At 73.2% G+C, this 11,676-nt stretch carries 10 protein-coding genes and 1 rRNA gene; all 11 read right to left on the bottom strand.

Annotated elements, in window-relative coordinates; all coding sequences use genetic code 11:
- Positions 1 to 64: 64 nt before the first annotated feature.
- Complete coding sequence (locus ACH9D3_RS05750) at positions 65 to 1,789, bottom strand: CTP synthase (protein WP_396398471.1); 1,725 nt, start codon at positions 1,787 to 1,789, stop codon at positions 65 to 67.
- Between the two features lie 56 nt (positions 1,790 to 1,845).
- Positions 1,846 to 3,558 (bottom strand): DNA repair protein RecN, encoded by a 1,713-nt coding sequence (recN, locus tag ACH9D3_RS05745; RefSeq protein WP_396410215.1) that lies wholly within the window; start codon positions 3,556 to 3,558, stop codon positions 1,846 to 1,848.
- The gene (locus ACH9D3_RS05740) at positions 3,555 to 4,628 is read right to left on the bottom strand and encodes an NAD kinase (protein ID WP_396410214.1); all 1,074 of its coding nucleotides are present in this window, start codon (positions 4,626 to 4,628) and stop codon (positions 3,555 to 3,557) included. Before ACH9D3_RS05740 ends, recN begins: the two co-directional genes overlap by 4 nt.
- A gap of 123 nt (positions 4,629 to 4,751) precedes the next feature.
- Positions 4,752 to 5,498: a TlyA family rRNA (cytidine-2'-O)-methyltransferase gene (locus tag ACH9D3_RS05735; RefSeq protein WP_396410213.1), complete on the bottom strand. Its 747-nt coding sequence runs from the start codon at positions 5,496 to 5,498 to the stop codon at positions 4,752 to 4,754.
- On the bottom strand, positions 5,495 to 5,764 hold the full coding sequence (locus tag ACH9D3_RS05730; RefSeq protein WP_396410212.1) for a hypothetical protein: 270 nt from the start codon (positions 5,762 to 5,764) through the stop codon (positions 5,495 to 5,497). Before ACH9D3_RS05730 ends, ACH9D3_RS05735 begins: the two co-directional genes overlap by 4 nt.
- Entirely contained in the window at positions 5,761 to 6,765 is a 1,005-nt protein-coding gene (locus ACH9D3_RS05725) for an HAD-IIA family hydrolase (protein WP_396410211.1), read from the bottom strand. Before ACH9D3_RS05725 ends, ACH9D3_RS05730 begins: the two co-directional genes overlap by 4 nt.
- On the bottom strand, positions 6,758 to 8,488 hold the full coding sequence (locus ACH9D3_RS05720) for a hypothetical protein (RefSeq protein ID WP_396410210.1): 1,731 nt from the start codon (positions 8,486 to 8,488) through the stop codon (positions 6,758 to 6,760). The genes ACH9D3_RS05725 and ACH9D3_RS05720 overlap by 8 nt, the downstream gene beginning before the upstream one ends.
- A 388-nt stretch (positions 8,489 to 8,876) precedes the next feature.
- Positions 8,877 to 9,359, bottom strand: coding sequence for a GyrI-like domain-containing protein (locus ACH9D3_RS05715; protein ID WP_396410209.1), 483 nt, complete (start codon positions 9,357 to 9,359; stop codon positions 8,877 to 8,879).
- Between the two features lie 186 nt (positions 9,360 to 9,545).
- The gene (locus ACH9D3_RS05710) at positions 9,546 to 10,727 is read right to left on the bottom strand and encodes an alpha/beta fold hydrolase (RefSeq protein ID WP_396410208.1); all 1,182 of its coding nucleotides are present in this window, start codon (positions 10,725 to 10,727) and stop codon (positions 9,546 to 9,548) included.
- Between the two features lie 159 nt (positions 10,728 to 10,886).
- Complete coding sequence (locus tag ACH9D3_RS05705; protein WP_396410207.1) at positions 10,887 to 11,390, bottom strand: GNAT family N-acetyltransferase; 504 nt, start codon at positions 11,388 to 11,390, stop codon at positions 10,887 to 10,889.
- A 197-nt stretch (positions 11,391 to 11,587) separates the two neighbouring features.
- Positions 11,588 to 11,676: ribosomal RNA gene (gene rrf / locus ACH9D3_RS05700) — 5S ribosomal RNA — on the bottom strand; the annotation flags it as partial.

The following is an 11,676-nucleotide window of genomic DNA, read 5'->3' as shown; positions in this document are numbered from 1 at the left end:
AGGCGCCGGTGCCCGCGAGGACACGGCGCCTGCGCCGGGGGCCCGTGCGTCGACGGGCGCGGGCTCAGCGGCCCTCCGCCTGCCGGCGCTCCAGGGCCGCCTTGACGAGTCCGTCGAACAGCGGGTGCGGGCGCGTCGGCCGGGACATGAGCTCGGGGTGCGCCTGGGTGCCCACGTAGTAGGGGTGCACCTCGGCGGGCAGCTCGACGAACTCCACGAGCGTGCCGCCCGGGGAGGTCCCGGAGATCACGAGTCCGGCCTCCTCGAGGCGCTCGCGGTACTCGTTGTTGACCTCGTAGCGGTGGCGGTGGCGCTCCTTGACCTCCGTGGAGCCGTACGCGCCGGCCACCACGGAGCCGGGGCGCAGCTGGGCGTCGTACAGTCCCAGGCGCATGGTGCCGCCGAGGTCGCCGGCGCCCTCCACGAACTGCTTCTGCTCGTCCATGGTGGCGATGACCGGGTGTCCGGTGTCCGGCTCGAACTCGGTCGAGGAGGCCCCGGCCAGGCCCAGCTCCGAGCGGGCGAACTCGATGACCATGCACTGCAGGCCCAGGCACAGGCCGAGGGTCGGGATGCGGTGCTCCCGGGCGAAGCGCAGGGTGCCGAGCTTGCCCTCGATCCCGCGGATGCCGAAACCGCCCGGGACGCAGATGGCGTCGACGTCGCCGAGCTCGCGCCGGGCGCCCTCCGGCGTCTCGCACAGGTCCGAGGCGACCCACTTGAGCTTCACGCGGGCGTCGTTGGCGAAGCCGCCGGCGCGCAGGGCCTCGGACACGGACAGGTAGGCGTCCGGCAGGTCGATGTACTTGCCGACCATGGCCACCGTCACGAAGTGGGCGGGCTCGTGCACCGCCTTGAGCAGGCGCTCCCACTGCGCCAGGTCGGCGTCCCGGTAGCCCAGCCCGAGGTAGTCGAGGATGTAGGTGTCGAGTCCCTGCGAGTGCAGCGTCCGGGGGATGTCGTAGATGCTCGGGGCGTCCGGGCAGGAGATCACTGCGTCGTGGTCGACGTCGCACGCGTTGCCGATCTTGCGCAGCATCGTGTCGGGGACCTGCCGGTCGGAGCGCAGCACCAGCGCGTCCGGCTGGATCCCGAGACCGCGCAGGGCGGCCACGGAGTGCTGGGTCGGCTTGGTCTTCAGCTCGCCCGAGGGGCCGATGAAGGGGATGAGCGAGACGTGCAGGTAGAACACGTTGCGGCGGCCGACGTCCTGGCGCACCTGCCGGGCGGCCTCGAGGAACGGCTGGGACTCGATGTCACCGACCGTTCCGCCGATCTCCGTGATGATGATGTCCGGCTGGTCCTCGTCCTGGGCACGGCGGCGCATGCGGTTCTTCAGCTCGTCCGTGATGTGCGGGATGACCTGCACGGTGTCGCCGAGGTACTCGCCCCGGCGCTCCTTGGCGATGACCGTCGAGTAGACCTGGCCGGTGGTGACGTTGGCCGAGGCGTCGAGGTCCTCGTCGAGGAAGCGCTCGTAGTGGCCGATGTCGAGATCGGTCTCCGCGCCGTCGTCGGTCACGAAGACCTCGCCGTGCTGGAAGGGGTTCATGGTGCCGGGATCGACGTTGAGGTACGGATCCAGCTTCTGCATCGTCACGGAGAGTCCGCGTGCCCGCAGCAGCATCCCGAGGGACGAGGCCGTCAGGCCCTTGCCGAGGGAGGAGGCCACGCCGCCCGTCACGAAGATCTGACGGGTCACCTTGCCAGGTCGCTGGTTTTCGGTCTGCTGTGCGCCGGCCTCGTGGGCGGCTTCGTTTGCATTCACCACGGAATTCGACCCTATCATTCTTGTCCTGTCAGGACACCGGTTGCGTGCTGTGGATCACCGTGCGCGGCGGCGCCTCAGAGCGCCGCGTCCCGGACCAGTTCCCGGGCGTGCTCCCGTGCCGCGGCGGAGTCCTCGTGCCCCGCGAGCATGCGGGCGAGCTCCACCACGCGCTCCTCCTCGTCGAGCACGCGCACGTCGCTGACCGTGGCGTCCGGGCTCTTGGTGACGAGGACGTGCTGGTCGGCGAAGGCCGCGACCTGGGGCAGGTGCGTCACCACGAGCACCTGGACGTGCTGGGCGAGCATCTTCAGCCGCCGGCCGATCTCCACGGCCGCCTTGCCGCCCACGCCCGCGTCCACCTCGTCGAAGACGAAGGTGGGCACGGGGTCCACCGCGGCGAGGACCACCTCGATCGCGAGCATCAGACGGGACAGCTCACCGCCGGACGCCCCCTTGCCGAGGGGCCGCGGCGCGGCGCCGGCGTGCGGCTCGAGGAGGAAGGAGATCTCGTCCCGCCCGTGCCCGGAGAACTCCTCCGTGGGCACGACCTCGATGACGAGGGAGGCGTTGGGCATGGCCAGCGCCGTGAGCTCGGAGCTGACGGCCCCGGAGAGCCGGTGCGCCGCCTCTCGGCGCTGCTCGGTCATCCGGTCGGTCAGGTCGGTCAGCGCGGCGTGCAGCTCCTCGAGGCGGGCCCGCAGCTCCTGCTCCCGGGCGGGGTCGTCCGTGAGCTCGTCGAGGCGGGTCCGCGAGCGCCCCGCCCAGTCCAGCACCTCGTCCACGCTGGCGCCGTACTTCCGGGTCAGGGCCTTGAGCTTGGCCCGGCGGGCCTCGACCTCGGCCAGGCGTGCGGGACCCTCGTCGTCGAGCCCGGAGGCGTAGCCGGAGAGGTCGGCGGCGATGTCGTTGACGAGGACGGCCAGCTCGGCGACCCGCCCGGAGAGCTCCTCGAGCTCGCGGTCGGAGCCGGCCTCCTGCTCCAGCGCCCGGTGCGCCGCGGCGACCAGGGCCGTCGCGTCCGGGGTGTCCCCGTCGGCGAACTCCCCGCCGCTGAGGGCGGCGTGGGCCGTCAGCGCGGCGGCGCGCAGCTGCTCGAGGTTGGTGAGCTTCTGGCTCTCCTGGTCGAGGCGCTCGTCCTCCCCCGGCTCGGGGTCCACGGCGTCGATCTCCTCGAGGGCCCCCTGCAGGGACTGCGCCTCGAGGGCGCGCTCACGGCCGTGCTCCGTGACGTCCCGCAGGGTCTGCTGCACGGTGCGGTACTCGGCGAGCCGCTCCCGGTAGCGGCGCAGGTCCGCGGTCAGCTCCTCCCCCGCGTACTGGTCGAGCGCGTGGCGCTGCGCGGCCGGGGACTTCAGCCGCAGCTGGTCGGACTGTCCGTGGACGGCCACCAGGGTCTGTCCCACGGCGGAGAGCGTGCCCACGGGTGCGGAGCGGCCGCCGACATGGGCCCGGCTGCGCCCCTCGGCGGTCACGGTCCGCGCGACGGTGACGAGGGCCTCCTCGACCGCTCCGACGGACTCGACGTCGACGGCGCCGCCGGCGTCCTCCACGAGGGCCGCGGCCGGGTGGCCGGCCGGGACCCGCACGACGGCCTCGGCGACCGCTCGGGGCGCCCCGGAGCGCACGGCCCCGGCGTCGGACCGGTTGCCGAGCAGCATCCCGAGGGCGGTGACCACCATGGTCTTGCCGGCACCGGTCTCACCGGAGAGGATGCTGAGCCCGGGTCCGAGGGGCAGCACGGCGTCCGTGATGACGCCGAGGTCGTGGATGCGGATCTCCTCGATCATCCGGTCGGTCCCCCGGTCTCGTCGCGGGTCCCCCGGGGCGGGGGGACGGTCTCGTGGGGCATCTCGTGCCCCACGGTGGACTTCTGCGGCTCGTGCTCCTGGCCGGCGGCGGACTGGTCGACGCGGACGGTGGGAAGGGCAGTGGTCCGGGCCGCGACGGCCTCGTGCGGGGGGACCGGGCCGCGCCAACCGCTCGTGGGCAGCTCGAACTTCTTCACGAGCCGCTCGGAGAAGGGCGTGCGGTGCATCCGCGCCAGGTTCACGGCCTTCGGGGAGCGCACCACCTCGATCCGGGATCCCGGCGGCAGCTCGGTGGTCCGGCGCCCGTCGCACCACAGCACGCCGCGGGCGTCGGTCCGGGTGAGCACCTCGACGGCCATCATGGAGTTCGGGGAGACGACGAGGGGCCGTGAGAACAGGGCGTGGGCGCTGAGCGGCACCATGAGGAGCGCCTCGACCTCGGGCCACACGACGGGCCCGCCGGCGGAGAACGCATAGGCCGTGGAACCGGTCGGGGTGGCCAGGACCACGCCGTCGCACCCGAACGTGCTCAGCGGCCGCCGGTCCACCTCGATGACCACCTCGACCATCTTCTCGCGATCGCCCTTCTCCACGGAGGCCTCGTTCAGGGCCCAGGTGTGCAGGACCTTCTTCTCCTCCTGCCACACGGTGACGTCGATCGTCATGCGCTGCTCGACCGTGTAGCGCCCGTCCACGATGGCGTCGACGGACTCGTTCAGGTCGGAGCGCTCGCTCTCGGCGAGGAAGCCGACGTGGCCGAGGTTCACGCCCAGCAGCGGGGTGTCCACACTGCGCACCAGCTCCGCCGCCCGCAGGATCGACCCGTCGCCGCCGAGCACCATGACGAGCTCGACCTCCCGCAGGGAGACGTCCTCCTCGATGATCTCCACGGGAGGGAGGGGCACCGCGTCCTCCTGGAGCGCCTCGAGGTCGGCGCGCGAGACCACCGGGACCAGACCGGCGTCGTGGAGCCGGAAGCACGAGTCCCGGGCGGCGTCCTTGGCCTCCTGCCGGCCCATGTGGGCCATGACGAGGATCTTCCTGCTCACCGGGTCCTCCCGTCCTCGACTGCTCGGTGCACGCGGGCGTCGTCGTGGCCGGGACCGGCCCCTGGCGCGCGCCGTGCCCGCGGACCGGGCACCGCTCACCACCCTACGCGAGGGCGGCGACAGTCAGGACGGTGGGTTCCGGCGGCACCACAGGAAGAACTCGTGGTTGCCGTCCTGGCCCGGCAGGGGGCTCCGCTCCCGGCCGAGCACCGACAGCCCCTGCACCTGTGCCGCGGCGGCCACGGCCTCGACCGCCCGCGTCCGCTCCGGCTCGCTCGTGACCACGCCCGTCCGGGCGAGACGGTCGGCGCCCACCTCGAACTGGGGCTTGACCATCAGCACCAGGTCCCCTCCGGGCAGCGTGGCGGCGGTCAGGGGGGCCAAAACCAGGGTCAGCGAGATGAACGACAGGTCGCAGACCGTGAGCTCCACGGGGCCGCCGATGTCCTCCGGGCTCATCCAGCGCACGTTCATGCCCTCGAGCACCCGGACCCGGGGATCCTCCCGGAGCGAGCTGTCCAGCTGGCCGTGGCCCACGTCCACGGCGACCACCTCCCGGGCGCCGCTCCGCAGCAGCACGTCGGTGAACCCTCCCGTGGAGGCGCCGGCGTCGAGGCACCGCCGTCCCGCCGGCTCGATGCCCGGGAAGGCTGCGAGCGCCCCGGCCAGCTTGTGCCCGGCGCGGCTGACGTAGTCGGGGACGTCCGCGGGGCGGACCTCCAGCAGGTCGGCGGGGCCGACGCGGGCGGACGGCTTGGTCGCCGGCCGGCCGTTCACGAGCACCCGTCCCTCCTCGATCCAGCGGACGGCGACCGTCCGGGAGCGGGCGAGCGCCCGCACGGTCAGCTCCTGGTCCAGTCGGGTGCTCACCGGGGCCCGGCCTCCCCCCGCAGGGCCGGCGTGTCCGGCACAGGTCCGGCGGGCACGGGTCCGGCGGGCTCGGTGCCGGGCTCGGCGTCCAGCGCGGCGACGAGTGCCGCGTGCAGGACCTCGTAGTGTGCCGGGTGCTCCGCGACCGGCAGCAGCTCCAGCTCCGCGGCGCGCTCGAGCACGGCGTCGACCTGGGCGTGACCGGTCGGGTGCAGAACCGCGCTCCCGGTCCCGGGTGCGTGCTGCGGCACGGGGTCCCCGCTCATGACCCGGACTCCCACTCCGGGTCGGGGACCACGGGGACGTCCGTGTCGGGGTGCGCCGCCCACCAGGCCGCGCACGCGGCCCGCCAGGCGTCGAGGTCGCCCCGGTCGCCCCGGATCCGCAGCCGCGCGCCGTCGGCCTCCGCCTCCGCGGCCCCGCAGCGGGCGGTGTGCCCCTGCGGCGAGGGCGAGATCTCCACGTCCGGGTACGGCTCGAACAGGGCGTCCAGGGTGCCGACGACGTGGTCCGGGCGCTCGGCCGTGCACGCCGCGAGAATGGTGTGCAGGGTGTCCACCCCGGTGAGCACGGCGATCGTCGCGAAGCCGGCGGCGTTGCCGCCCCGGATGTCGGTGTCCAGCCGGTCCCCCAGCACCACGGGCCGTGTGCTGCCGGCGCGCTCCGCGGCCGTGCGGAAGATGGGGGCCTCCGGCTTGCCGGCCACGACCGGGGGGCGCGCTGTGGTGGCGGCCACGGCGGCCACCAGGGTGCCGTTGCCGGGGGCCATCCCGCGCGCCTGGGGGATGGTGCGGTCGGTGTTGGTCGCGACCCACAGCACGTCCGGATCGGCCAGGGTGAAGGCGGCCTCGGCCAGCTGGGCCCAGCCCAGCCCGGGGTCGAAGCCCTGGATCACGGCGCGCGGTTCGTCGGACTGGGCACGGACCGGGACGAGTCCGGCGTCCGCGACCACGTCGGCCAGCGCCTGTGAGCCGGTGACGAGCACGGAGGTGCCGGCCGGGAGTCGCTGCGCCAGCAGCTCCGCCCCCGCCTGCGCCGCGCTCACGACGCCGTCGGGCCCCGTGGGCACACCCAGCTCGGTCAGGTGCTCGGCGACGGTCGCGACGGAGCGCGAGGCGTTGTTCGTCACGAACACCACGGGCACACCGTCCGACGAGATCCGGCGGAGGACCTCCGGCGCTCCGGGAATGGCGTGCGGACCGGCGTAGACGACGCCGTCCAGATCGCTCAGGACGGCGTCGAACCGGTCGAGCAGGCGCTCAGCCATGCCGCGGACCGCCGTCCTCGCCGTCGCCCGCGGCCTCGCCGTCGAGGTCCACGAGCTCCGCATCGTCGTCCGGGTCGAGATCGGCCTCGGAACCGCCCTCGAAGTCGTCGTCGGGGTCCAGGTCCTCCTCCCTGTCCTCCTGGTCCTCCGTGTCCTCCGGTTCCTCGTCGGCGCCCTCGTCTGCGCCCTCGTCGAGAACGTCCTCGGACTCGTCGTCGGGGCGGTCACCGTCGTCCGCACCGGTCGCGTCGCCCGCGGCCTGCACCCCGGTGGCCTCCCCGACCGGCTCCGCGACCGGCTCAGCGACCGGCTCCTCGGCGTCGGCCAGGGCCACGCCGTTCGCCGGCACCTGCTCGGTCTCCTCCTCGTCGTCGAAGTCGATGATCTCGGGCTCGGCGAACTGTCCCGTCCCGAGCGCCGCCTCGGCCACCACGGCCTGCCGGTCCCACGTCAGGCCCTCACGGTCCCTCCCGACACCCCGCAGCGCCTCGGCGTAGGCCCGGAACAGTCGCGGGCTGTAGGGGAAGCCCCGGTTCTTGTCGAGCTGCGGAATGGTCAGCGCGTCCACGACGCCCTGGGCGTCCCCCTGGTCGCGCCGCATGCCCGCGAGGACGATGGCCAGCTCCACCTTCTCGGCGGGTTCGAGCGAGTCCACGGCCTCGGACGTCGCCAGCTCCACGGCCTTGTCCAGGCGCCCGAGGGCCCGCTCGCAGTCGACCATCAGGGGAAGGTGGACGTCGGCGCCGGTCATCCGGCGGAACGTCCGCAGCTCCTTGAGCGCCAGCGCGTAGTCACCGGCCTCGTACGCCGCGATGCCGGTCGCCTCCCGCACCGCGGCGATGCGGCCGCCGCGTCGTCCGGCCGCCTGCGCGTGCTCGAGGGCGAGCTCCGGGAGGTCCAGCAGGTAACGCCCGGCCATGACCAGGTGCTTGGCGACGGCCTCCGCGTTGCGCGGTTCGAGCGCGCCCAGCTGGGCACGGGTCGGCTTGTCGAGCTCGCGCCCGGTGATGTCCTCGTCGACCTCCGGCGCCCGGTGACGGTGGGTGGAGACGTCGTCCCGGTCGTCGCGCCGCCCGCGGTAGCCCTCGTTCCGGTCCGGGAACCCTCCGCGCCGGTCACCACCCCGAGGAGCGTAACCACCGCGCCGGTCGTCACGGCCGCCCCGGTCCTCGCTCCGGCGGTCACCCCCGTACCCACCTCGACGGTCGTCGCGCTGCCCTCGGTAGCCCTCGCCGTCACGGCGCGGCCCCCGCTCACCGGGACGGTCCTCCCGACGGTCACCACCCCGCGGGGCGTAGCCACCGCGACGGTCGTCACGGCCGCCCCGGTCCTCGCTCCGGCGGTCACCGCCGTACCCACCACGACGGTCGTCGCGCTGCCCGCGATAGCCCTCGCCGTCACGGCGCGGCCCCCGCTCACCGGGACGGTCCTCCCGACGGTCACCACTCCGCGGAGCATAGCCACCACGACGGTCGTCCTGACGGTCGTTCCTGCTCCAGCCGGTGTCCTTCCGAGCCTCCGAGCCCCGTCCGCGCGCCCCGCCGGCACTCCGGTCGTCGTCCCGCGCGTCGCGGGAGGGTTTGCGCCGTTCGTCGTCCGTCCGGCGCCGGGGCGCGGGAGCGGAGCGGTCGCCGCCGCGCCCCGTGCCTCCGCCGGACCGGCGGTCGCCGGAACTCCCGTTCCGGTGCTCGTCCCGGGACCCGTGCTGGAAAGACTCGGACACGTGCCGCTCCTCTGTGCCGACGCAGAAGTGGCCGGCTCTCGTGCATGTCGGCGGTGACCGGTGGACGGCCCGCCAGGATGATCGCCCCCATTGTATAAGCAGGCCCGAGAGCCCTCCGGCCCGATCCGATCAGGCTCCTGCGCGGTGGAAGATCGGCCGACGACCGCGGAGCCCCGCACCTCCCACCCCGTGGTGGGCGCGCCGCCCGGCATCCCCGGGCACCGCCTGCGCTCGGTCCTGTCCCGGACCGCTCGTTGGGGTCGAGCTGACGGGGGACGGACCGATCAGCGCCTGCCTCAGGGTGGACGAGACGGCGGCGGCTCACACGAGGAAGGCCCCGACCGTACGGTCGGGGCCTTCCTCGTGCACGGCCGGAGGTCCACGGGCATCACTCCCGCACGGCCCAGTACAGCTCCGTCACCATGCCCGACGGATCGTCCCCCGGCTTCGGCTCCGTCACGTAGACCTCCCACATGAGCTCCCCGAGGGAGAGCTCCCGGCGCCCGGCCCAGTCCGCCAGCTGTCGCCAGGACTCCCCGAGGGAGTCGTAGTCGCCCCGGTGCACGCACGTCACCACGCGGGTGGCGGGCAGGCCGCTCGCCAGCACCGAACCGCTGGGCGCGAGCTCACCGCGCACCGGGAAACCCACCTCGAGATGCACCGTCTCGGCCGGCACCCCGCGATACAGGGCCAGGGGCGGACCCGACGGCTGGAAGGCCCCCTCGGCCATGACGCGGCCCAGGTCCCCGAAAGCCCGGTCGAAGAAGTCCCGCAACTCACCCGCCGCCACCGTCCCGGCCACCACCGCAGTGAGCTGCTCGGGCTGCTCGGCGACCCGCGGGGCGTCAGGGGAATCGGTCGTCTCGTCCATGCCAGCATTATGCGCCGTGGTGCGCCACGCCGCTCGTGTGACGCCGTGCGCCTCCGCGCAGCGTGCGGGAGAACCGGCGTCACATCCCTCTCAGCACGAGGACGACCGGAAGGTGGAGGAGCGCGCACGCCGACTCGCACGTACCCGTCGACGACGTGCGGGACACGTGCTCTCGGCCTCGCCCCGCTACGGGGAGAGACCGGGCTCCGTCCCGGAAGCAGTCGTGTTCGTGTCGGAGGCCAGCAACCACGCGGTCAGAACCTGACAGGCGAGCTCCAGATTGCCCATCTGGCAGTGCTGGTCGGCATGCTCGGCTCGGGTGAACATGCGTGTCGTGACGCTCCGGGCAGCCGTGAGCGCTCCGGCCTGCGCCCGGGTCAGCGCCGGAGGCTGGAAGGCGTCGTGCTCGCCGCACATCAGCAGGACGTCCTGGTCCACCCGGCCGCTGTCGAGGTGCTCGGCGTTCATGCCCAGGAACCAGTCCGCGACATCGGCAGGGTCGTGGCTGTCGAGCATGTACAGGACCTGGTCGACCACCACGCGCAGGGTCGGCGAAAGCCGGGCACGCGTGCGTACGCTCCAGCGCATGAAGCGCCGGTGCCGCGCCATCGTGCGGGTCGGACCGCGCAGCACAGGCGGGAGCCTGTGCAGCCAGTCGTACACCGGCGGCCACGCGACCACCCGGTGGATGCGAGGCTCGTGCCCTGCGGCACGCAGTGCCCAGTACCCGCCCATCGAGATGCCGACCAGCGCGGCCCGCTCGAGGCCGAAGTGGTCCAGCACCGCGCCGACCGGCTTCTCCCAGTCGTGGTCGAAGGTGAGCCCGTGCAACGTCCGCGCACCCCCCTGTCCGGGGCCGTCGAAGGCGATCACGTCGAAACCGGCGGCGGCCACCCGCTGCCAGAGGGGAAAGAACTCCTCGATCAGAGAGTCGAACCCGCCGTGCAGCAGCACCGTGCTGCCGGTCGGTGGTCCGGTCGCCGGCAGCCGATAGGCCGGGACCGTCCCGCCGGCGCAGGGAATCTCATGACGGACGACGGGCGTGCCTGCGAACACGATGTCGTAGAGCTCGCGACAACGGCGGTAGCGCTCCACCTTCTCGCCAGATCGTGACGGCGTGAAGAACTCCGCGACTCTGGCGTAGCCCGCCGCGTGCCGTGGTCGGGCGTCGTCGGCCGCCCGGCTCGACAAGGCCTCGAACACACCGGCACAGTCCTCCATCGACCGCACGTGGGCCGCGGCCTCGACCAGTTCGTCGCGGTCGGCGAAGCCCAGCGCGTGCGCCCGGTTGAGCTGGTAGTTGATGAACGCTCGCCGATGGAACCGTACGAACCCCACCGGAAGAGCCACGAGATCGGGATCGTCCACAGCACAACCGTACTCCGTGCGGGACGGGACCGAGAGGTGCGCGGAGCGGTCCGCGCACGGGCGGGTCCCCGACCCGGGGCTCGGCCACGGCTCAGCACTGCCGATGTCTGCGAACAACGCCAGGCCCCCGCACCGGAGCGGCCGGCCGAACGACGACCGTTAGAGGTCCTTGACCATGGCCGTGCGGGGCCACCGGTCGAGACCACGCGCCGCTTCGGCGGCACGGACGGCTCTGAGCTCGGGGCCCATGGCATCCGAGGACAGCTCTCGCCAGCCCAGCCGCCGGTAGTAGGGGGCGTTCCAGGGGACATCACGGAAGGTGGTCAACGTCATCCGGCCCGCGCCGGTCGCTCTGCCCCACTGCTCCGCCCGGGCGACCAGGGCACGGCCATGACCACGGCGGCCGAACGCAGGATCCACAGTGATCTGCTCCAGGTGCGGAGCATCGTCGATCCAGCCGGTACGGACATAGCCGACGAGGGCATCGTGGTCGTCGGTGGCCACCCAGATGAGACCGCGCCGAAGGTCCTCACGGAGCTCCGGGACTCCGGGCGGGGGGTCGTCGGCGACGGCGTCCATGCCGAGGTCTGCGAACAACCGGCCGGCCCGCGCCTCGAGGGCTTGGATCTCCCCCAGCTCGTGGCCTCTCGGACGTCGGATCATGCACTCATGGTGCCGGAACCGCCGCCGCGCACGGGGGTGAACCGGACGAGCGAAAGCCGGCCCCGTCAGGGAGACCGTTCTGACCCGCAGCCCTCCGCGGTCGTCGACGGTCGTTCATCGGGGTTGTTTGTCGGGGGTTTTAATGTGGGGAGCCCCCGCACACACCGTGTGCGGGGGCTCGACCCTTCCTGGGTGTGGTCCGGCGGTGTCCTACTCTCCCACACCCTTCCGGGTGCAGTACCATCGGCGCTGTGGGTCTTAGCTTCCGGGTTCGGGATGGGACCGG

This window comes from Kocuria kalidii (assembly GCF_044462225.1).
Taxonomy (GTDB): Bacteria; Actinomycetota; Actinomycetes; order Actinomycetales; family Micrococcaceae; genus Kocuria; species Kocuria kalidii.
This window is presented reverse-complemented; position numbering and strand designations above follow the sequence as displayed.

Excerpts from the sequence above, each read along its gene's own strand:
- ACH9D3_RS05750 (WP_396398471.1), bottom strand. The coding sequence starts at position 1,789 with ATGATAGGGTCGAATTCCGTGGTGAATGCAAACGAAGCCGCCCACGAG.
- recN (WP_396410215.1), bottom strand. The coding sequence starts at position 3,558 with ATGATCGAGGAGATCCGCATCCACGACCTCGGCGTCATCACGGACGCC.
- ACH9D3_RS05730 (WP_396410212.1), bottom strand. The coding sequence starts at position 5,764 with ATGAGCGGGGACCCCGTGCCGCAGCACGCACCCGGGACCGGGAGCGCG.
- ACH9D3_RS05725 (WP_396410211.1), bottom strand. The coding sequence starts at position 6,765 with ATGGCTGAGCGCCTGCTCGACCGGTTCGACGCCGTCCTGAGCGATCTG.
- ACH9D3_RS05715 (WP_396410209.1), bottom strand. The coding sequence starts at position 9,359 with ATGGACGAGACGACCGATTCCCCTGACGCCCCGCGGGTCGCCGAGCAG.
- ACH9D3_RS05705 (WP_396410207.1), bottom strand. The coding sequence starts at position 11,390 with ATGATCCGACGTCCGAGAGGCCACGAGCTGGGGGAGATCCAAGCCCTC.